The 21,547-nt window shown below is 61.0% G+C and carries 20 protein-coding genes; 16 read left to right on the top strand and 4 right to left on the bottom strand.

Features of this window, described 5'->3' with window-relative positions; genetic code table 11:
• Nucleotide 1: 1 nt before the first annotated feature.
• Complete coding sequence (locus KF910_RS11575; protein ID WP_099957423.1) at nucleotides 2–226, top strand: DUF2274 domain-containing protein; 225 nt, start codon at nucleotides 2–4, stop codon at nucleotides 224–226.
• A 370-nt stretch (nucleotides 227–596) separates the two neighbouring features.
• Here the strand turns inward: KF910_RS11575 and KF910_RS11570 are convergent, their stop codons facing one another.
• The gene (locus tag KF910_RS11570) at nucleotides 597–1,835 is read right to left on the bottom strand and encodes an outer membrane beta-barrel protein (protein ID WP_099957421.1); all 1,239 of its coding nucleotides are present in this window, start codon (nucleotides 1,833–1,835) and stop codon (nucleotides 597–599) included.
• A gap of 179 nt (nucleotides 1,836–2,014) precedes the next feature.
• Entirely contained in the window at nucleotides 2,015–2,911 is an 897-nt protein-coding gene (locus KF910_RS11565) for a LysR family transcriptional regulator (protein WP_099957420.1), read from the bottom strand.
• Nucleotides 2,912–3,413: 502 nt separating this feature from the next.
• Between KF910_RS11565 and kdpF the strand changes: the two genes are divergently transcribed.
• The 12 genes from kdpF to rnk all read left to right on the top strand — a co-directional run bounded on the left by kdpF (nucleotide 3,414) and on the right by rnk (nucleotide 17,243).
• A complete protein-coding gene (kdpF, locus tag KF910_RS11560) occupies nucleotides 3,414–3,509 on the top strand; it encodes a K(+)-transporting ATPase subunit F (RefSeq protein ID WP_206289431.1) in 96 nt (31 codons plus the stop codon).
• 130 nt (nucleotides 3,510–3,639) lie between these two features.
• A complete protein-coding gene (gene kdpA, locus KF910_RS11555; protein WP_099957419.1) occupies nucleotides 3,640–5,343 on the top strand; it encodes a potassium-transporting ATPase subunit KdpA in 1,704 nt (567 codons plus the stop codon).
• A 103-nt stretch (nucleotides 5,344–5,446) separates the two neighbouring features.
• Complete coding sequence (gene kdpC / locus KF910_RS11550) at nucleotides 5,447–6,034, top strand: potassium-transporting ATPase subunit KdpC (protein ID WP_416354707.1); 588 nt, start codon at nucleotides 5,447–5,449, stop codon at nucleotides 6,032–6,034.
• Between the two features lie 15 nt (nucleotides 6,035–6,049).
• Nucleotides 6,050–8,134 carry a potassium-transporting ATPase subunit KdpB gene (kdpB, locus tag KF910_RS11545; protein WP_099957417.1) on the top strand — a complete coding sequence of 695 codons (2,085 nt, stop codon included), beginning with the start codon at nucleotides 6,050–6,052 and terminating at the stop codon, nucleotides 8,132–8,134.
• Nucleotides 8,135–8,171: 37 nt separating this feature from the next.
• Entirely contained in the window at nucleotides 8,172–10,862 is a 2,691-nt protein-coding gene (locus tag KF910_RS11540) for a sensor histidine kinase (RefSeq protein WP_099957416.1), read from the top strand.
• The gene (locus KF910_RS11535) at nucleotides 10,834–11,553 is read left to right on the top strand and encodes a response regulator (protein WP_099957415.1); all 720 of its coding nucleotides are present in this window, start codon (nucleotides 10,834–10,836) and stop codon (nucleotides 11,551–11,553) included. Before KF910_RS11540 ends, KF910_RS11535 begins: the two co-directional genes overlap by 29 nt.
• A gap of 44 nt (nucleotides 11,554–11,597) precedes the next feature.
• Nucleotides 11,598–12,350 carry an STAS/SEC14 domain-containing protein gene (locus KF910_RS11530; protein WP_099957414.1) on the top strand — a complete coding sequence of 251 codons (753 nt, stop codon included), beginning with the start codon at nucleotides 11,598–11,600 and terminating at the stop codon, nucleotides 12,348–12,350.
• A 467-nt stretch (nucleotides 12,351–12,817) separates the two neighbouring features.
• On the top strand, nucleotides 12,818–13,786 hold the full coding sequence (locus KF910_RS11525) for a magnesium and cobalt transport protein CorA (protein ID WP_099957413.1): 969 nt from the start codon (nucleotides 12,818–12,820) through the stop codon (nucleotides 13,784–13,786).
• 209 nt (nucleotides 13,787–13,995) lie between these two features.
• Nucleotides 13,996–14,325, top strand: a complete 330-nt coding sequence (locus KF910_RS11520; RefSeq protein WP_123834561.1) for a hypothetical protein — start codon at nucleotides 13,996–13,998, stop codon at nucleotides 14,323–14,325.
• Between the two features lie 30 nt (nucleotides 14,326–14,355).
• Nucleotides 14,356–14,484, top strand: coding sequence for a hypothetical protein (locus tag KF910_RS11515; protein ID WP_275298328.1), 129 nt, complete (start codon nucleotides 14,356–14,358; stop codon nucleotides 14,482–14,484).
• Nucleotides 14,485–14,592: 108 nt separating this feature from the next.
• Nucleotides 14,593–15,492 carry a LysR family substrate-binding domain-containing protein gene (locus tag KF910_RS14335; protein ID WP_099957412.1) on the top strand — a complete coding sequence of 300 codons (900 nt, stop codon included), beginning with the start codon at nucleotides 14,593–14,595 and terminating at the stop codon, nucleotides 15,490–15,492.
• A 1,322-nt stretch (nucleotides 15,493–16,814) separates the two neighbouring features.
• Entirely contained in the window at nucleotides 16,815–17,243 is a 429-nt protein-coding gene (gene rnk, locus KF910_RS11505; protein WP_099957410.1) for a nucleoside diphosphate kinase regulator, read from the top strand.
• 78 nt (nucleotides 17,244–17,321) lie between these two features.
• Here the strand turns inward: rnk and KF910_RS11500 are convergent, their stop codons facing one another.
• A complete protein-coding gene (locus tag KF910_RS11500; protein ID WP_165080823.1) occupies nucleotides 17,322–17,996 on the bottom strand; it encodes a glutathione S-transferase family protein in 675 nt (224 codons plus the stop codon).
• A 241-nt stretch (nucleotides 17,997–18,237) separates the two neighbouring features.
• Between KF910_RS11500 and KF910_RS14330 the strand changes: the two genes are divergently transcribed.
• From KF910_RS14330 to KF910_RS14325, 3 genes are all read left to right on the top strand, one after another.
• Nucleotides 18,238–18,948 (top strand): AraC family transcriptional regulator, encoded by a 711-nt coding sequence (locus KF910_RS14330; protein WP_416354706.1) that lies wholly within the window; start codon nucleotides 18,238–18,240, stop codon nucleotides 18,946–18,948.
• 60 nt (nucleotides 18,949–19,008) lie between these two features.
• A protein-coding gene (locus tag KF910_RS11495; RefSeq protein ID WP_292262996.1) for an IS3 family transposase occupies nucleotides 19,009–20,180 on the top strand; the annotation gives its coding sequence in 2 pieces (ribosomal slippage) (nucleotides 19,009–19,273 and nucleotides 19,273–20,180; 1,173 coding nt in all).
• A gap of 43 nt (nucleotides 20,181–20,223) precedes the next feature.
• Entirely contained in the window at nucleotides 20,224–20,445 is a 222-nt protein-coding gene (locus tag KF910_RS14325; RefSeq protein ID WP_416354705.1) for a helix-turn-helix transcriptional regulator, read from the top strand.
• 307 nt (nucleotides 20,446–20,752) lie between these two features.
• Here KF910_RS14325 and KF910_RS11490 read toward each other — a convergent pair whose 3' ends face one another.
• Entirely contained in the window at nucleotides 20,753–21,493 is a 741-nt protein-coding gene (locus tag KF910_RS11490) for an SDR family NAD(P)-dependent oxidoreductase (protein ID WP_099957407.1), read from the bottom strand.
• Nucleotides 21,494–21,547: the final 54 nt, after the last annotated feature.

Genomic DNA, 21,547 nt, shown 5'->3' with positions numbered 1-21,547 from the left:
CATGGCGAAGCTCAAGCTTGGCGCGCTCTTGGAAGACAAGGCTGTTAAGGTGTCGCTCGAACTGCCGGCCTCGCTGCATCGCGACTTGGTGCTCTACGCCGAGGTCCTGGGGCGCGAACAGGGGCAAACCATTTCAGATCCGATCAAGCTCATAGCGCCGATGTTGCAGCGTTTCATCGCGACCGATCGCGCGTTCACAGCCGCCAGGAAGTCAGCTCCGGACTGACGGGGACGACCCCATCAGTATATTCCGTGTATGACGCGAACAGCGGTGCTAACCAAAAGCAGCCACAGCGCCTCGTCCCAATGGTTGAACCCATCACGCCTCAGGAATTTCTCACGGAGCGTGATCGCAAAGACGGCGCTACAGATCGAGTAAAGCGAGAGTACGAACGACACCATTGGGAAATAATGCGCCCGGCCGTATAGCCCAATAATAGAGGAGACGCAGAGTTTTGTAGCGAAGCGTCGAAGCGTCAGGCGCGACTCGGCGTCTAGATGCGGCATCATGAATGCTCGCTGCCATCATCGCGCCGACTATGCGTTCGCGGGTCCCATCGATCAGCTCGCACGTGCGCGATAGCGCGGTGCGGCCTTCAAAAAAGTATGCCTGTCTCGATCAGCGCGCGCACCTGATCGCGTCGATCGAAGTCACGACCGAAGCCAAAGCCCGCCTCGAGGTTCCCGATCCGGGTGTACGACACCTCTCCTCGCGCGAAGAATATGCCTTTCTGATAAGTCGGCGTTAAGGTCAGCGACCAGGCACTGCTTCCGGGACCATAAAGCAAGTTCGTTGGCGCACACGACGCGTCCGATCCGCATCTTCCCCCGCTAGTCTTCAGATACTCAGCCCGCGCGCCGAGCGACCACTCCTTGTCGATCGCGTATTTAACGAGCAGCGCCCCGCCGTAGGTATCGGCGGAACGATTGATGCCGAGCTGATCATCGCGGCCAACGTGGCTGTATTGGAGATACGGCGTCAGCGTGAGCGGACCGCTCGTATGGGTGTAAATGAGATTGAAAATGCTGCTATTGTTCTGCGCCAAAGGCGTCGCGAAGGAGGATTTGTCATTACGCGATAGCGCACCAGCGCCGACGAAGCTCAGCGAATTCGAGGAATCAAACGCGTAGGAAAGCGTGCCCGAGAGCCAGTTCAGCTTTCCCGAAAAGTAGCCGTCGTTAAGCGAGACCGCCGCACTGACCGCTCCCTTGGCGTAGTTCACTTGAACGCCGCGGCTGATGGCCGGCTCCTGATTCCACAGCAAGCCGCGCTCGATATTGACGTTTTGGAAGGTGAACGTCGACTCCGCGCCGACCATCGTCGGCAGTAATCCGGCAGACACGGATAGTTCGGGCGATATCACCGCTTTCGCGTACGCCACCGGAACCGGACCAAAAAGCTGTTCTGTCGCTTCGGTCGCCTTCAGGTAAGACGTACCCAGCGAAGGGATGGAGTAAATGCCCGTCTGAACATAGAACTGTAGCGGGCCCCGGGTCGTTTGAAACTGGACTTGCGCGTTGCTGATATCGACGAAGCCATCGCGGTTGCCGATCCCGCCGGCGTGCGTTGCATTGGTCTGCGCGACGCCAATGCCCGTCACTTGGCCCGACACCAGAACCTGACCGAACGGTCCTGCCTCAAGCGCGATGGCGTCAGGATTAGGGACGAGGGGGCCAGCAAAACTGGGTGCCGGAACCGGATCTGCATATGCCGCGCTCGCGCCGAAGAGCGTAGCGCACGCCACTCCAAGCGCCAGGGTCGAGGGCGATGTCAACCACCGTTTGTGTCGCGGCGTCGACTTGCGAATAGCAGAGAAATCGGCAGGTCCGGGCATATTGCATCCCCATTTGATTGGGCAGATGCAGCGAAGCACTAATTTTACGCGTATAAAGTCGGCGCTTTATCTGACGCTGGGACGTAAGGATCGCATATATATTTGGGAGGGATCGGCACTGTTTGACGCCGCTTAGACCGCCTGGCGGTAATGGAACTCAGAAACGGCGGCTTCGACCATTATGCAGTAGCTGCTTGCCCGGACGTCAAGCTCAGCAGCCGACGAAAGGGCGGGTTGTCATTCTCGGTCGACCAAACCGCCGAGAAGGGCACCGCACACCCTTCGAGCCTCCGATAGGTGATGCCGGGGAACGACGTCTCCGCGACCGATTGGCTTGCTATCGAGATGCCCCTGCCAATCGCAACCAACTGCATCAGGGTCTGTGACGACACCCGGTCACGCTGTATCCGTGGCGAATATCCAATAGAGGAGAGGTGCCGGAAAACGAACGCTTCGATATCGCGTCCCGGCGTAGCTTCGGTCACCAGAAACTGCTTCAGCCGGATGTCACTCCACGCGATTTCGCTCTTCTTCGTGAGTGCATCACTCTCCGGCAAGACGACGAACACATCCTCGCTCCACAGCCGTTTGGTGGCAAGGCTTCCAGTGTCAAGCGGCGCGGCCATGAACGCGATATCGAGATTGCCGCGCTCCAGGTCCTCGAAGAGCTGTGTATGTGTGCCTTCCACAAACTCAAGCTGCACCGCTTCATGCTGCCGACAAAAGCGAATAAGGAGCTCCCCGAGAAACCCGGTTGCGAGCGGAGATGACAGGCCGACGCGAACCGTACCGGACCGGCCGCGACCTATCGTGCCGACATCGCCTACCGCGCGATCAATCTCGTTCAGCGCGGCTTGGGCATGCTCGACAAAAATCGAGCCAGCTTGCGTTAGCGAAACGCCCGACCTCTTGCGAAGAAATAGGCTGGAGCCCAGCCCGTCCTCCAAGTTTCTGACCTGTCGACTGATCGTCGACTCCCGCACCCCAAGGCGTGAGGATGCCTTGCGAAAGCTTCCAAACCGGGCGGCCGTCACAACGTATCGTATGTGCCTAAGTTCTAGCTCAAATGCCTTCACCGCCGGAGGGGCCGAGCTGTGCAGCGATGTCGGCGGCGATGGAAGCTACAGCGCATCTCGGCGTTACCTGTGATTGGAACGCGTCGAGTCGAACGCGATGCTATAGGAAGCTGCTTACCCCGCGTGACATAAGGATCGCGTAGAGTTTCGGGGGCGACCGCAAAGACCGCGTAAGACGCAGCCCTCATTCGCCAGTTCGAAAGCCTACTCTACTTCACTCGCATTCATCTATTCATGACCGGCCAAGAAACGTCGCAGGCGGTAGCTGTGACATGCTCCCTTACGCCATCCTTATACACGGGCGTAAAAACTCAGCGCCGCCTTTACGTGCAACGTCTTAAAGGCGTCCCGCAGACTGACACTAAACTGGAGCTGCAGCCAAAATGCTCAGCAACTTTCTGGCCGAGAAGCCGAGATCTGCGCGTCTACTGAGCCGCGTGCGTCCGCGCTCGCGCACGCAGAGACGATCTTTCGGCGTCGTCGCGCTGTTTGGAGAATCCTCGTGACCGAAACCCTCATGATTGGTCTGGCCGGCGCCTGCGCGGTCGGCCTCTTCATCTACCTTTTCTACGCCCTCATGAAGCCTGAGCGCTTCTGAGCATCAACGATCCATTCTAACCGGCAGGTGGCAAATATGGGCGACCTCATCTTCGTAGCGGTAACGCTCGGATTCTTCGCAATCACAGCAGGGTTCATCGTGGCCCTCGATCGAATTTGAGGGGGCTCTGATGGGATACGATCTGAATCAATTCATCGTCGTTCTGGCGATCATGACGGGCCTCGTCTTTGTGACTGGCCCGTGGCTCACGCGCATCTTCACCGCGCCTGGACACAATATTATCGAGCGCGGCACCTACCGGTTGCTGGGCGTCGATCCCGCCGAGCCGATGTCTTGGAAACGCTATGGCGCGGTGCTGCTCCTCAGCAACGCCGCCATGATGCTGCTCGGCTACCTGATTTTGCGCATCCAGCAACTTCTGCCCGGCGATTCGCTCGGTCGCTCTTCGCAGACACCCGACCTCGCGTTCAACACCGTCGCCTCGTTCATCACCAATACCAACTGGCAGGCCTATTCTGGCGAAACGAGCCTCTCGAACCTGTCGCAGATGGCGGTCATCACGTTCCTGATGACCGTCAGCGCCGCGACCGGCGTTGCCGCCGCGGGCGGCTTCATCCGGGGCCTTAGCCGCAAGAGCGCCGGCGACATCGGCAATTATTGGGTCGACTTCACGCGCGTCACCTACCGCCTGCTGCTCCCGGTCTGCTTCGTCCTTGCGCTCATCTATGTGTGGCAGGGCATGCCGCAGACGCTGACGGCCGACACGGTGGTCACGACGCTCGAAGGCGCTCGCCAGCAACTCATCATCGGGCCGGTGGCCAGTCTCGAGACCATCAAGCACATCGGCACCAACGGCGGTGGCTTCTTCGGCATGAACGCCGCGCATCCTTTTGAAAACCCGACACCGCTCACCAACACGCTGCACATCCTGAGCATGTTGTTGATCCCGTCGGCCCTGACCTACGTCTTCGGATCGATGATCGCCAACCGCAAGCAGGGTTGGTCGTTCTTCGCCGCCTTCTTCGTCATGTTCCTCGGTTTCCTAGCGCTGGTCTACGGCGCCGAGCATGCGGGCAATCCGATGCTCTCGCCGCTGGGAATTGATCAGGCGCAGACCGCAACGCTCGGCGGCGGCAACATGGAGGGTAAGGAACTTCGCTTCGGCATCGCGCAGACCAGCCTGTTCGTGACCACCACGACGGCGGCGACGACGGGATCGGTCGACTCGATGCACGCCTCGCTGACGCCGCTTGGCGGCCTCGTCCCGATCGCCCAGATGATGCTCAACAACGTGTTCGGCGGCGATGGCGTCGGCCTCATCAATCTCGTCACCTATGCAATTCTGACCGTCTTCCTGGTCGGCATGATGATCGGGCGAACGCCCGAATTCCTCGGCAAGAAGGTCGAGGCGCGCGAGATGAAGTTCGTGATGCTGGCTGTTCTGGCCCATGCCTTCAGCATCCTCGGTTTCACGGCGCTCGCATGCGTCATGCCCTCCACCGTCGACAGTCTGGCCAACATGGGGCCCCACGGTTTCAGCGAAGTGCTCTACGCCTATACCTCGGGCACCGCCAACAACGGTTCGGCCTTCGCCGGCTTCAACGCCAACACGCCCTTCTTCAACACAACCATTGGGCTCGCGATGCTGGTCGGGCGCTATCTGACCTTGCTGCCGATGCTGGCGGTCGCGGGCGTGATGGCGGCGAAGACGACGGTGCCGGCTGGCCCAGGGACGCTCTCGACCGCAACGCCGCTGTTCACAGGGCTTCTCGTGTTCGTGGTGTTGGTGGTCGGGGGTCTGACCTTCCTCCCCGCGCTCGCGCTCGGCCCCATCGTCGAGCATCTGCTGATGCTGTCTGGCACGACATTCTGAGGACATCGCCATGCACAACGATCAATCGACATCCGCCGACCTCTCTGCCACCTCCGCCTTCAAGGGCATCGCCCGGCCGGTGCTTGTTTCAGCCCTGCTATTCATGGTGGTGACAGGTCTGGCCTATCCGCTGGCGACAACCGGCGTCGCCAATCTGCTCTTCCCGAGCCAGGCTCAGGGAAGCCTGATCGAGAGAAACGGGCAGGCCATCGGGTCTCGCCAGATCGGACAATATTTCGCACGCCCGGAATATTTCCATAGTCGGCCAAGCGCCACGTCGGGTCCCGACCCGCAGGACCCCTCCAAGACGGTCGACCAGCCGTATAACGCTGGAGCCAGCGCCGCGAGCAACCAGGGTGTTCTCAGCAAGAAGCTCCTCACCGCGGTCGAAGAGCGCGCCATCGCCTACCGTCAGGAGAACGGACTGGCGGCCAACGCCGCCGTTCCGGTCGACGCGGTGACCGCGTCCGGCTCAGGTCTCGACCCGCATATCTCGATCGCCAACGCCAACATCCAGGCGCAGCGGGTCGCTCGCGCCCGAGGGGTGGCGGTGGACCGCGTCCTGGCGCTGATCAATGAGAATGTCGATCGACCGCAGTTCGGTCTGTTCGGCGACCCACGCGTCAATGTCCTTGCACTCAATCTCGCGCTCGACGCGGCTGCCGCGCCGGCCCGTCCGGCTGCCCAATAAAACCGAGGTGGCATCATGTCCGATCTAGAGACTCCTACGGCGCAGAGCGCCGCCGTCCTCGGCGGAAACGTCAAGCAAGTGCCGTGGGCATCAGTGGCCGCGGAAGCCTTCAAGAAGCTGTCACCGCGCGTTCAGATCAAGAACCCGGTGATGTTCGTCGTGTTTCTCGGCAGCATCGTCACAACTTTGCTTTTCATTCAGGCCGTGACCGGCAAGGGCGAGGCGTCCGCTCCCTTCATCTTCGCGATCGCCGCATGGCTTTGGTTCACGGTCCTTTTCGCCAACGCTGCCGAGGCCATGGCGGAAGGGCGCGGCAAGGCGCAGGCCGATGCGCTGCGCGCCACCCGCCAGCGCGTTCTCGCTCGGATGCTCAAGGAGCCGCGACGTGACGCCGAATCCTGGCCTCAGGCGAGCGACGAACTGGGTGTGGGAGCATACGTGCTTGTCGAGGCTGGCGAGATCATCCCGGCCGACGGCGAAGTGCTGCAAGGCGCAGCTTCGGTGGATGAGTCCGCAATCACCGGCGAGTCCGCCCCCGTCATCCGCGAGGCAGGCGGCGACTTCGCATCCGTGACGGGCGGCACACGCGTGCTTTCGGACTGGATTGTTGTCGAGGTCACTGCCAAGCCGGGCGAGGCCTTCCTCGATCGCATGATCGCGATGGTCGAAGGCGCTAAGCGTGGCAAGACACCCAACGAGATCGCACTCACGATCCTATTGGTCGCACTCACGATCATCTTCCTGCTCGTCTGCGTCACCCTCCTGCCGTTCTCTAGCTTCAGCACGATCATCAACGGCTCGGGCACGGTGGTGACGATCACGGTGCTCATTGCGCTTCTCGTTTGCCTCATCCCGACGACGATCGGAGCACTGCTCTCAGCCGTGGGCATCGCCGGTATGAGCCGGATGATGAAGGCCAATGTGCTGGCCACCTCTGGCCGCGCGATCGAGGCGGCGGGTGATGTCGACGTCCTCCTCCTCGACAAGACCGGCACGATCACGCTCGGCAATCGCGAGGCGACGAAGTTTCATCCCGCGCCCGGCATCAAAGAGCCCGCGCTGGCCGACGCGGCGCAGCTCGCATCCCTTGCCGACGAGACGCCCGAAGGGCGCTCTATCGTGATCCTGGCCAAAAACGCTTTCGGCATCCGCGGCCGCGAGCTTCAGGGCGCGGAGACAATCGGTTTCACCGCGCAAACCCGAATGAGCGGCATCAACATCGACGGCCGCCAGATCCGGAAAGGTGCGGCCAGTGCGATCCGCGCCCATGTCGAGGCGATGGGCGGTGTCTTCCCCAAGGAAGTGACCACGACCGTCGAAGAAGTTTCTCGCCGCGGCAGCACACCGCTCGTCGTTAGCGACGGAACCAATGTCCTGGGCGTGATCGAGCTCAAGGACATCATCAAAGGCGGGATCAAGGAGCGCTTCGCCGAGCTTCGCGCGATGGGCATCAAGACCGTGATGATCACCGGCGACAACCAGTTGACGGCAGCGACCATCGCGGCCGAAGCCGGCGTCGACGATTACTTGGCTGAGGCGACGCCGGAGGACAAGCTCCGGCTTATTCGCCAGTACCAGGCTGAGGGACGGCTCGTCGCGATGACCGGCGACGGCACCAACGACGCGCCCGCGCTCGCCCAAGCCGATGTCGCCGTCGCGATGAACAGCGGTACGCAGGCGGCCAAGGAAGCCGGCAATATGGTCGATCTCGACAGCAACCCAACCAAGCTGCTGCGCGTCGTCGAAGTCGGCAAGCAGATGATCATGACGCGCGGCGCGCTCACGACCTTTAGCGTCGCAAACGACCTGGCCAAGTATTTCGCGATCATTCCCGCCGCCTTCGTCGCGACCTATCCGCCGCTCGCCGCGCTCAACGTGATGGGACTGCACAGCCCGGCCTCGGCGATTCTCTCTGCGGTCATCTTCAACGCGCTGATCATCGTCGTGCTAATCCCGCTCGCCCTACGCGGGGTGAAGTATCGCGCCGAACCGGCGGCGCGGCTTCTCGGTCGGAACCTGCTCATCTACGGATTAGGCGGGATTATCGTGCCATTTATAGGTATAAAGCTCATCGACCTCGTGCTCACGCCGTTCTTTTAGACGAACGGCGTGCGGCACTGGCGTGAGGCAGTAGACGATGAACGATCAGCGACCTGATCCGGACGCTCTTCTGGAGGCCGTAAGAGGTAACGCAGAGCACTCCAAACGCGGACAGCTCAAGATTTTCTTCGGGGCCTGCGCTGGGGTGGGGAAGACCTTTGCGATGCTTCAAGCGGCGCGGCAGGCTCAGGCTGAGGGCGTGCGCGTCGGAATCGGCATCGTCGAGACGCACGGCCGCAAGGAAACCGAGGCGCTGATCGACGGCTTTGCCATTCTCCCGCGCAAGACGTTGCCGGGTAATGGCAGGCCTGTCACCGAGTTCGATCTCGATGGCGCCCTGGCGTCCGACTACAAGCTGCTGGTGGTCGACGAGCTTGCCCACACGAACGTCGCCGGCAGCCGCCATGCCAAGCGGTGGCAAGATGTCGAAGAGCTGCTCGACGCCGGCGTCGATGTCTACACCGCGCTCAACGTACAGCACCTCGACAGCCTCAACGACATCGTCGGCGGCATTATCGGCATTCGCGTCCGTGAAACCGTACCCGATCGCATTTTCGATTCCGCGACCGATGTCGTGCTGGTCGATCTGCCGCCGGACGATCTGCTCGCCCGCATGAACGCCGGCAAGGTCTACTTGCCCGTGTCAATCGAGCGCGCGCGTCAGAACTTCTTCCGCCGCGGCAATCTGATCGCGCTACGCGAGCTTGCGCTCCGCCGCGTCGCCGACCGGGTCAACGCCGATGTCCGGACCTACCGCGTCTCGCACGCGATCAAGACGGTCTGGCCGACGCAGGAATTGCTCATGGTCTGCGTCAGCGCGGATCGGTCCCAGGAAAAGCTCGTCCGTGAAGCCGGGCGCCTCGCCCAGCGGCTTCAGGCCAAATGGATCGTCGTCCACGTCGATCAGCCCTATCAAAATAATGACGCGCGATCCCGCGAGGCGCTGCTCGTCATCGCGAAGACGGCCCAATCAGCCGGCGCGGAGTTTGCAAATGTCCCTGGCCAAGACATTACCGAGGCGATCCTCGACTATGCTCGAAAGCGCAACGCCACCAAGCTCATCATCGGAAACACAGCTCGCCGACGCATATTTACGTTCAAACGTCGATTGCAGGAACGGCTTGCCCGCGCCAATCCGGAAATTGGGCTCCTGCTGCTGAGCGTTGACGAAGTCCGGGCGACCCGCCGAGTTCGTTGGATACCGGAGGAGCCGCAGACGCAGATCGCGGCGCTTGGCATCGCCACGCTCGCATGCGGCGCGGCGACCTTCCTCGCCTCCCAGCTCGTAGGCTTTTTCGATCTTTCCAACGTCGTCATGCTTTTCCTGGTGACGACCGTGTTCATCGCCTTGCGACTCGGCCGCCTCGCCGGGGCGTGGGCGTCCCTGCTTTCGGTAGGCTGCTTTGACTTCTTCTTCGTCGAGCCGAAGCTCTCGTTCGCGGTCACCGACACGCAATACATATTCACTTTCGCGCTTATGATGGTAGTCGCAGTCGTGATCAGCCAACTCGCGGCGCGCCTCCGATCGGAAGCTCGTGTAGCCCGTGCCGGAGAACGACGGGCGTCGGCCTTGGCCAGGATCGCCCGCGACCTCTCAAGCGCGATCAAGATTGACCAAGTTGTCGCGATTTGCCGGGAAGCGCTGACACCACTGTTCGAAGCGCGGATCATCCTCCTGGTTCCCGACAAGAACGAGCGCTTGATGCCTACCGAGGACCCCGGCCTTGTCGATACATCGACCGCACAATGGGCTTTCGATCATGGACAACAAGCGGGCCTTGGCACTCAGACCTTGAGCGCCGCCCACGCCCTGTACCTTCCCCTGAAAGCGTCGATGGCCATGCGCGGAGTGCTGGCGGTCGTGCCGGTCGGCGCGCCGCTGCCCGACGATCCGGACGATCGCCGTCTGCTTGATGCCTGCTGCTCGACCATTGGCCTCACGCTCGAGCGCATCCACTTCATGGAAGTCGCACAGGAAACCCTGGTCCGGATGGAGGGTGAGAAGCTCCGCAACGCGCTGCTGTCGGCCGTATCGCACGACCTCAAGACGCCGCTGACCGCGATCCGCGGCCTGGCCGAGACGCTCGAGCATCGCAAAGAGCTTCCAGTCGAAGATCGCAGTGACCTGGCGCGCTCGATCCGGGTTCAGGCCGACGAGCTCAAGCGCCTCGTTGCCAACCTGCTCGACCTGGCACGCATGCAAAGCGAAGGCGTGCGGCTCAACAAGGAATGGAATTCCTTGAGCGAGATCGTCGGCAGCGCCGTGTTACAATCGCGCGCGATCCTCGAACCTCGCAAGGTTCGCACCAATCTGCCGGCGGATCTTCCGCTCATAGAGGCCGATGCCACGCTCATCGAGCGCGTTCTTATCAATCTGTTCGACAACGCCGCCAAGTATACGCCGCGCGATAGCACGATAAACGTTCGGGCCGGTGCTACGGCGGACACCATGTATCTTATCGTTGAAGATAATGGCCCCGGGCTCCCCGTGCGGGATCCGGAAATGCTCTTCGAGCCGTTCGCGCGCGGGCAGAAGGAGTCGTCGGTCGCCGGCGTTGGATTGGGGCTCGCGCTCTGCCGCAGTATCATCACGGCTCACGGCGGAAGCATCCGAGCCGAACAGCGCAAACCAAACGGAGCTGCGTTCGAGATACGACTGCCGCTTGGGACGCCGCCTGCGATCGAAAGTGAACCGATCCATGATCAAGCCGCGCATTCTGATCGTTGAAGACGAAGCCGATATTCGGCGCTTTATCCGCATGGCGCTGGAAAAAGAGGGCATGAATGTCTTCGAGACGGCGACGGCCGAAGAGGCGCGGCTGAATGCGGGCAGTCGCAAGCCCGACCTGATGATCGTCGATCTCGGACTACCCGACGGCGACGGCAAGACGCTGATCCGGGAAGTGCGCGGCTGGATGTCAGCGCCCGTTCTCGTACTATCCGCGCGCGAGCAGGAAACCGAAAAGGTGGAGGCGCTTGACGCCGGCGCCGACGACTATCTGGTCAAGCCGTTTGGCGTGCCCGAACTCCTGGCGCGAGTGCGGGCACAACTGCGGCGCGCCGGCACCGTATCGAACGGCGGCGCAGCGTCGCCCGTAGCCAAGTTCGGGTCGGTCACCATCAATCTTGCCACGCACGAAGTTGCGCGCGCGGGCATACCCGTCCATCTCACGCCCAACGAGTTTCGACTTCTGACGGCGTTGGTCCGTGGCCACGGCAAGGTGCTAACCCACCGCCAACTGCTTATGGAGGTGTGGGGTCCCGGATACTCAGAACGCGCCCATTACCTCCGCATCTACATGGCGCAGCTCAGGCAAAAGCTCGAAGAGGAGCCGTCGCAGCCCCAGCACCTCCTGACGGAATTGCAGGTCGGATACCGCTTGTCCGGCCTGGAGGCCGCCGAGGCACGTCATAGCTGAGGCTGAACAACCGGATCAATCCGACAATCCGCAAGGACCAGATCATGGCCGAAAATCAGAATGAAACTGTCATCGAATTGGCCACCGACGGCCGTATCGAGAAAGCTGACGTCGAAACCGCCATGCGGCAGCTTGATACGGCGCTTGAGCGCGGCGACACCGTCCATGTCTTCGCGGAAGTCCGCAACTTCAAGGGCATGTCCTCGGAGGCGTGGCGTAGCGATCTTGGCAATGCGTTCCGCTACTTGGCACGGCTCAGACAATTCGGACGGATCGCCATCGTCAGCGACCAGGCTTGGATCCGTAACGCCGCCCGGATCGAAAACGCCTTGCTGCCCTATGTCAGCTATCAGTCCTATACGCCCGATCGTCGGGAGCACGCCCTCGCCTGGGTTCGCGGTGACGTCGATTGCGCGCATCCTGAAAGCCTGCGGGTCTTAGAGAACGGTGATTCCGATATTTTCACCTTCGAGATCGACGGGCGCATCACCAGCGCGGATGCGCGCAATCTCGCCGAGAGGCTTTCGGCCGCGTTCAGCGGCGGGGGCGGTCGCCGTCTCCTCGGCATCGTCCGTCACTACGACGGCTTCGAGCCGTCGCTGCTCGTTGATACGAGGCTGCTCGAACTGAAGATCGGACTGTTACGCCATATCGAGCGATATGCGCTCGTCGGCGGGCCCGACTGGATAAGTCGCCTCACCAACCTCTTCGATCCGCTGCTCAAGATGGAAGCCCGTCATTTCGCGGCTGGCGACGAAGAGGCTGCACGGGCCTGGTTGCGCCGCCATGGCGGCTGAAGAAGAGCCCGTCCCCGCCAGCCCATCGGAGACTGCTTCCTCGGTCCGGAGCACCAACGCGAAGAGCGTCGATCCGGTATCGGACGAAGCATATTTCGCCCGCCGGGCGGCACAGGAACTGGAGTTAGCGGCCAACGCTTCAGATGTAGCGGTCAAGAGACTTCATCTCGATCTCGCCGCGCGATATGCAACGCGCCGCGAGTTGGCTGCGCGAGACGTCGAGGCGAGTCATCCAATCGGTCGAACATGATTTTACCGCCGGCCGCCGAGAGCGAGGTCAAGCCCCGACCAGAGGTGCTCCCCAAGCCGGCATCGACCGCAATGTCCGCGCCGCTTAGAACCACGGCGAGCCAATCAGCCCGACGTCACAAGCGCTGTAGCCGCACACAATCGTCGGTCATCGCGATGACGACTGCAGGTCGGGCGACTAAGCTCGGGCCGCACCTCCTCATACAGAAAGAGGACTGATGCCAGTCATCGCAGCGTATCTCTACCGCGACGGTCGTCGGATTCGCGAGGTCGACATCGGCGAACGGGTTGATTGCCCGACGGATCGCTCCGAGTTCGTTTGGATAGGCTTGTCGGACCCATGCGCGGAGGACGTCATGGCATTACAGGCCCTCTACAATCTTCACCCACTCGCGGTAGAAGACTCGCTCAAAGACGGCCAGTTGCCGAAGGTCGATATCTACGGCGATCAGTTGTTCCTGATCGCGCGCACCGCGCAACTGGACGACGGCGTCATTGCCTACGGACAGACCGCCGTGTTCCTCGGTCACAGTCACATCATCACGGTGCGGCAAGGCTCAACCCGATCACACCTTCCGCTGCGCAAGCACCTGGAAGAGTCGCCAGATCTCCTCGGCCAAGGCACGGACTATGTGTTGCACGCAGTGCTGGATTTCATCGTCGACGGGTACATTCCACTGGTCGAGTCGCTCGAGGAAGAAGTCTCGGCTATGGAGCAGCGCACGCTCGACGCCTTCTTGGGTCGAACCGAGATCGCCCGAATATTCACGCTTCGGCGTCAGCTCACTCGCTTTGGACACATCCTGATACCCATGGAGGAGGTGGCCCGTAAGTTAGCTCAGACCAACCATCCTTGCATCGATGCCGAGGCTCGCCACTATTTCGGCGATGTGCTGGATCACGTGCGGCGGGTGGAGACGATGAACACTGGTCTCCGCGAGGTGCTGACTTCCGTTTTCGAGTTCAGCAATCTGATGGAGCAACAACGCACTGGCGCCATCACCCGCCAACTGGCGGCATGGGCGGCGATCCTGGCCGTGCCGACTGCCTTGGCTGGCATTTACGGGATGAACTTCGAGCATATGCCCGAGTTGCATTCCGTCTATGGCTACCCTGCGGTTATGTCGATCATCGCCGTGATATGCCTTACACTCTACCGGCGCTTCCGAAAAACTGGATGGCTATAGCCCACACTACTTAAGGCCAAAGACGCGGCATACCTCACGGCTGCCGACTTAGGAAGTAAGGCGCATATATACACCATCTTTACGTCTAGCCCGAAAATCTGATCTCGAATCTTTATGATCGTGCCTTTAGTTGGATTGCCGCCACCATGGAGGGCGGCATGCCAATCGCAGCAACTGATGCAAGGAATGCAGGGTTACGACTAGCGGGCTTGCTGGGCGTGATCATTGCCGCACTTGCGTTGAGCCGCCTGTACGCACTTGTCCATGTGCTTCCGCTGCATGAAGCCACGCCCTTTGAGATGCTTCTGGCGGCGTTGGGCTTCGTCGGCATGAGCGCGGGCAGCGCCTTGCTCGTGCTCGGTCGCCACATCTTTGATCAGATCGAGCTACCGAGGCGCTCTCCGGCGAACCCTCTCCACATTCCCTCCGAGAAGGCCTCGCACGCAATGAGATGGACCGTGGCGCCCGCCAATCCATCATCGGTGTCTCCGCGCCCGCCGCGCGCCAGCAACCATGTTCTGCTGCGGGGAGCACGATGAGGCACAATGATGAATCCAGAAGGCCTCCTGATGCTCCTGCTCATCATCGGCGGGTTGCTGTGGTTGAACATCTACCTCCGCGTAAAGCTGTTTCTGGCGAGCCGCCGGGACAGGCGCAAAGCAACAAAAGACCGCGGATCGGAGGAACGCTCCGCCTGAAAAAATCGCAAACATGATTGGAGCAGCCGCGATCAACCTGAGAGCAAGCGAACTTCGATCAACGTCGCGGCTTCGATTGACCGTCCGCTCGGTTTCACGGAATGACCAATGTCTGGCGCGTCCGTCTTCATCATCTTCTTGGCAGTGCTCTTGATTGCAGCACGCCTGTTGCTTCGCCCGGAGCGCCGACCGCCGGTCCCCGCGAGCGAAAAAGCCGAAGGCATTCCACGTAGCGATAGACCAGTTGGAACACGCCCTACAACGTTTGAGCCAAGCAAAAATCGCCGCTTTCTCAAGTTGTCCGCCCCTTCCGGTGGGCCTCAAAAGAGGCTCTCACATAGCCTGCGCGACGCTTGCAGTCATTTCACCGGCGGCAGCACATCGGCATCGCTTCGGATCGGACTGGACGCCTCCCTGAGCTATGGCCCACTTCGAAACGTGCTCGCTCGGCTCCAAAAAACAGAAGCAGCAATAGATGTACGTTTTGTCGAGGGTGACGGCGACGATATCGCCGATCAAGTTGCGCGCGGAACAATTGACGTCGCTTTCATACAAGAGCGGGTGGATAAAGCGTCCATCGTGTCCGAGCACTGCTGGAACGAGACGATCGTAGTAGCCTTGCCGGAGGGTCATCGGCTCGCCGGTCACCACGCCCTTCGTCGCGAAGCACTCAGATGCGAAACGTTTCTGATGGCGATCGATGAAACGCGCGTCATCCGCACGGCGAACGAAATAGCGACAATACTCGAAGGCCGGCCACGGTTGATCATTCCAACCCAGGTCCATCGCGACACTCTCATGCATCTCGTAGGATTGGGGTTCGGGATCGCGCTGACACGCTCTTGCGCACTAGGCGTTTATTACCCCGGCGTCATCTACCGACCGATCAGCGCTCCGGAGCCTCACGCTGCGGTCTACGCAATATGGCGGCCGGAGACCCTCTCGCCAGAGGCGTCAGTTCTGCTCGCCTATGCCCAGGCCGAAGGCCGTCAAGGAGCGGTGGAGTGATCGCCCCGTCAACCCATGCTGCGCGCCGCCGCCTGAGCTTCCTTCGGCTCATAAGGGCTTTTGCACCGACCTCGCCCAGGGTGCTATAGGATGCCGCCCCTCAGCATTCTTTCCGCGGCCGTTAAGATCATCGGCGTCTCAGGCCTGATCGGCCTGCTCGTGGCGGCTCATCATATACCAGCGGCCGCGACGCCGTTGCGCGCGGTCGCCTTGCTTTGGTTTCTTGCGCTCGGGATCATCTACGTTCTGATCCCGGGGAAACGAAGCGGGCGCTCCTTCCTTGGTCGCCGTCCATGGCGGTGAACAGCTTTCACGCTGATGTCGGCGACTGGATCCTCATGCTCGCGCGCTTCGCTTTGCTCGTGTCGCTAGTGGCGTTGTTCGTACGGCGACGCCAAGTCACACGAGGCATAATGGCGAAGCTCGACACGCTCGCGAAGTCTCGGCTCATCAACAAAGCCAAAGATCGGTCTGTAACCGAGGCTCCACAAGAACCTCTAGCTGGAGATCGAGGTCGGCTTAATGGATCTCAGGACGAGAAAGACTGAAAGCGAAGATCTTAGACGAAGCTAATCTGCCCTAACGCAATATTTGCGCGGTTTGGCCCGATCATACGCCATCCTGATGTCGGTCGAGCTACCGTTCGTTGCATTGGCCTCGCGCGGCCGTGACCGGCGAGCCTTGGAGCAATGATAGGGCACTCGCCGACCATGTGGGAAGCGGTCACGCGATTCCGGTGGATGAGGTTGTTGCGTGAGCAGGATAGCCGCTCGCGGATACACCTCCGCGCGTTTTGCGGGCAAGTCGGATTGATCCTCCTACTCTGCGCACCAACCTTTGCGCTCGATCATCGGCCGCCCTTTCTTTTCCTGTTCTTCGTGCATTTAATGTTTGCTGCATCCGCGCTCGTTCTCGTTGGGGTGGCGCTGGTCACGCGACAGCCAGTTTCGCGTACGAGCCTCTGCATGTGGGATCACGTCTTCGCCATGTTGCTCCTGATGCTGATCAGCTCCGCGGGACTCAGAATGCTGGTCAGCTAAGGCCGTGCGCTCGCCGTTCTCAGCCAAATCGGGTTCACCGGGTTACGTAACACATCGCTCTGAGGCTCGCGGGGCGATTGACGGGGCTAGGGCCGCAGCCCATGGTCGCTTGGTTATGCAAGCGTCGAAGGCTCACGTCCGATTCTGCAATCGCGGGTGCCAGCTCATGTCGGGCTGTTAGCCCCGGGTCCGGACGTTCGCGTGCTGGGTTCGGGGTAAGGGCATAGCCCGATCCGCCACGCCTCGCCAGCGTTCGCAACCCTCACACTACGAGCCTTCGTCATGACCCTTGTTAAAGCTGCCGCGCGCCCTCCCATTCATATGATCGACACCGAAGCCGATGCGCTGTCCGATCTCGGAATGCGTGCCCACGCCCGCCAGTCAGATGTTAGCCGCCTGTTGATGGCCGAGATCGAACGCGCCAGGATTCACACCGCCGAGGACATTCCTCCTGACGTCGTTACCATGCGTTCGACGGTCGAGTTTGTCGATCAGGCAACCGGCACCCGTCGTACCGTCGAACTTGTCTACCCTGCCGAGGCCGATATTGCTGCGAACCGGATCTCCGTACTCACTCCTGTCGGCGCCGGGCTCATCGGCTTGCGCGAAGGTGACTCAATACTCTGGCCAGATCGCGATGGACACGAGCGCACGCTGAGCGTGGTCAAGGTGATACAACCGGTGCGAGGCGCGAAAGCAAAAGGTCGGTGATCGCGACCCCGGCGGCCGATTCGACCGCCTACTTGATGAGCCTAAGGCCGGCTGACGACCGAAGAGCTGCGATTGGCGTTATTGCGCCGCTAGCTCTACGCGAGATCCAAAGGGTTTCAGCATTTGTTTGGCGGCAGGCCGCGCAGACATACGGTCGTACCAACCGCCCACCGAGGGCCGTTGCGGCACGTTTAGCCATGGCGTCTCTGGCCCGGCCGCAGCCATAAAGCCGTATAGAATGATATCCGCCATGCTCAAATTCTCGCCCGCAATGAAGGCCTTTTCCGCCATCTCATCGTCGAGCATGTTGAGCCCGCGTTCGGCGATCAGCCGGTTTGAGTGCATGGCTTCAAGCTGAAGGATTCGGTTGCCCCGATAGGCTTCGACCGCGATGTCCGACCCTCGGAACCATGCAACGAAATGGGAAATTATCTCCAAGTACATTCGCCGAGTCCACATGTGCACCTCAGCGCGCTCAATGGGCGAGTTGCCGCACAGGTGCCGGCCACCTTGAGCGATTTCATCGAAGTAGCCGCAGATCGCCGTTATCTCGGTAATCACACGACCATCATCCAACCGGAGGGCTGGTAATTCTCCGCGAGCGTTTACGTTCTCGAGATACGGACGACGGCGGTTCTCTAGTGCGGCAAGGTCAATAGTCTCCACATCGAAAGAAAGCCCTCCACGCTCAAGTACAAAAAGGCGGACAGTGGTCGGGTTCGGTCCAGGTTGCTTGGCGTCATAAAAAATCAAGATCCATCTCCTCATCAAGACGCGACACGGCGGTATGCTCCACCCCCTCGTCCTTGCCTTCCCGCACCCCAGTTTTCCGGAAGGCGACACATCCGTTAGAATGCAGGCCAGCGACAAAATCACCCGATGCGCGGGAAAAAGGGCAAGTCCTCGGAAAACTTGAGCAAGATGTCGTATATCGACCTCATGCTCGCTAGCGTTGCGAAGATCAGTCCATTGTTGTCGATTGGAAGCTTCGAAGATGTATGATCCAGCTAGCCTGGCGTGTCAGAATGCACTCGGTGGTGTCGTCTTGGAAACGAGCCGGGCCGTAGGATGGCGCTCTCTGCTGGTCGAACGCCGGCGATGGACTGCGGGTGAGATCGAGCTAAGTGGGACGCCGTCGCCAGATCTCCGTCTCGCAGTAGCGTTAGGCCCGACGCATTACGCCGAAGTGTTCTCAGCCGGGAAGTGGCGCGGTTCAAAAGTCCGCCGTGGCACAATCGGCGTTACGGCGCCCGGTGACACGGATCGGCTCCGGTGGAGCGCCCAAACAGCACTGGAAGCCACCAGCCTCTATATATCTCAAGCAATTCTTGCAGCGGCATCTGACCAGCTGCGAATATCGGGCGCTCATGGCGCGAACATCGCAAGCGCGAAGCCTATTTTTGCGGATGCGGCGGTGACGGGCGTGGTAAGCAGCCTAATTTCCGGCATGCGACGCGGTGCTCCGGAAATTTATGCAGAGTCGTGCGTATGCTGGCTAGCGATGCATCTAATGTTGATGCACGGCAGGATTGATCCTCTGACCCATTTCGCAGGGCAGGAAGGCATCACCGACAAGCGCCTATTGCGCGCCGTGGACCTAATTCGAATGCGGTATGCCGAGAATCTCACCCTAGACGAGCTTGCGTCGGTAGCTTGTGTGAGCAAGTTCCACTTTTCTCGACTGTTTAGGAAGCGGACTGGGTGAGGTGGTGCCAGAAAACAGGACAGGGTGTTAAGCTCATCCCGACGTGAGGAACGGACGGGAATGAAGAAGACGAGAAAGCGCTACAGCGCGGATTTCAAGGCGAAGGTAGCGATGGAGGCGATCCGGGGCGAATTGACGCTGGCTGAGTTGGCCGCCAAGCACGGGGTCCACCATACGATGATCGGGGCGTGGAAGCGTCAGGTGATGGAAGGGATGGCAAGCCTGTTCGACGGCGGGGATCAGCCGTCGAAGGCCGAAGCCGAAGCGGAAATCGAGAAGCTGCACGCCAAGATCGGGCAATTGCTGGTGGAACGCGATTTTTTAGCGAAAGCCTCCGGTCGATGAGCGCGGGCCAGAGGCGATCACTGATCGAGCCTGCTCACCCACACCTGTCGATCGCGGGGCAATGCCGCCTGCTGTCGATCAGCCGGTCCTCGTATTACTACGCCCCGGCACCCCAGAGCGCGGAGACGCTGGCGCTGACGCGCCTGATCGACGAGGTGTTCATGGACTGCCCATGGTATGGTAGCCGGCAGATGGCGCGGCACCTGCAGCGGCTTGGGCATGCGGTGGGCCGCCGCCGGGTACGACGGCTGATGGCGAAGATGGGACTGGTGGCGATCTACCAGCGCCCGCGCACGAGCGATCCGCACCCGGAGCATCGGATTTATCCCTATCTGCTGCGCGATCTGGAGATCGCGCGGCCGGGCCATGTGTGGTGCGCGGACGTGACCTATCTGCCCATGCGCCGGGGGTTCCTTTACCTCGTTGCGATCATGGATTGGGCGAGCCGCAAGGTGCTGGCCTGGCGATTATCCAACACCATGGACGCTGCATTTTGCGTCGAGGCGCTGGAAGAGGCCATGGCCCGCTATGGTCAGCCGGAAATCTTCAACACCGATCAAGGCAGCCAGTTCACCAGCCAGGCCTTTACCGGCGTTCTGCGCGCGGCGGACGTCAAGATCAGCATGGATGGCAAGGGCCGCTGGATGGATAACGTCTTCATCGAGCGGCTGTGGCGATCGGTGAAATATGAATGCGTCTACCTGCACGCCTTCGAGGCCGGTTCCGAACTGCGCGCGGGCTTGGGGCGTTGGTTTGACTATTACAACCATCACCGCCCTCATTCGCGCCTTGCGGGCAAAACCCCGGCCGAGGCATATGGGCAAATCGACGCTTCAGATCATGGGGGGCATGCCCCCCATGATCTGATGACCAGAATGGCGGCGTGAACGACAACACGGATGAGCTTAATTTAGCCCCAAACCTGTCCAAATAGGCGGCACCACCTCAGGGCTGTCTCCCCACGCGTTTATCATGGAGGAACGAATGAAGACCGCTCGTGCCCTCCTGCTTGAGACTGATCTGCAGGTAGCCGAGGTCGCTCGGAGAGTTGGATACGCGCGTGCCTCAGCGTTCAGCGTTGCCTTCCGAAGCATAGTTGGCACTACGCCGTCTGATTTTCGCGTCGAGGCGCTACAATCAGACGTGACTTAGAATAGCGACGAACGAGCGGAACGCGCCCTCCGCCTGCAGGCGCCGGCTTTCCGCTTCGAACACGCGGCATGCGCGCTTAAGCTCCTGCGGCCTAGCATCCGGCAGGGTTGCACGAAGGACATCCTCGACCTTCTCCGACCATTGGACGAGTGTTCGGGAAACATCAAAAGTGGTCGTTGCCACGGCCTAAGTCCCTTCGCGACGGTCTTTATAGGCCATACGGTGCCGAGTGGCTCCCCAAGCCAATGTCGACTCCGTCGATCGGCAACTCCAGCGCACGGACACGAACCGGAGGGCCCGCCTTGCATCAGGCATTGAAACCGCCATCCGCCGTGATGGCGGACCCAGTCATAAAGCCGGCCGCGGGGCTCGCAAGGAAGCTCACGACCGATGCGATCTCATGTGGCTGGCCGACACGCTTGAGCGCAGTGAAGTCGATATTGACGTCGTTGAGCGCTCCATCGGCGGGGTTAAGGTCGGTCCTGATCGGCCCGGGCTGGACGAGGTTGACGGTGATGTTGCGGGTCCCAAGCTCGCGGGAGAGCCCGCGCGTGAGGGCAAGCTGCGCCGACTTGGTCACCGCGTACATCGTCAGCTGCGGAAACGGAACGCGCTCGGCGATGTTCGAGCCGATGAAGATGATGCGACCGCCCTCGGGCAGGTGCGGGATCACGGTCTGCGCCACCAGCACGGCGCCGCGGACATTGATATGCAGGAGGGTATCGATGTCGTCGAGGCTTAGCTCGGCAATCGTGCCGGTACGCGCGGTTCCGGCGTTGTTCACCAGGATGTCCAGACCGCCGAGCTTCGCGACCGCTTCTGCGACGAGACGCTTCACCGCTGCTGGATCAGCATTGTCGGCCTGGACCGCAAAGCCCCGCCGCCTTTTCGCTTCGATCTGTCGGACGATGTCCGCCGCGCTGTCGGCGTCGTTCTGATAGCTGAAGGCGACATCTGCGCCCTGGTTAGCCAGCTCGACCGCGATCGCCGCGCCGATGCCGCGCGAACCGCCCGTCACCAGGGCGCGCTTGCCGTTGAGGTCAGTCATGGATGATCTCCGGTATTGGCGGCGTGCGAGCCGCGAGTGTGTTAGATGAAGCAA

Source organism: Brevundimonas sp., assembly GCF_019636155.1.
Taxonomy (GTDB): Bacteria; Pseudomonadota; Alphaproteobacteria; order Caulobacterales; family Caulobacteraceae; genus Brevundimonas.
The sequence above is the reverse complement of the archived record's forward strand: the minus strand, read 5'-3'. Positions and strand labels throughout refer to the sequence as shown.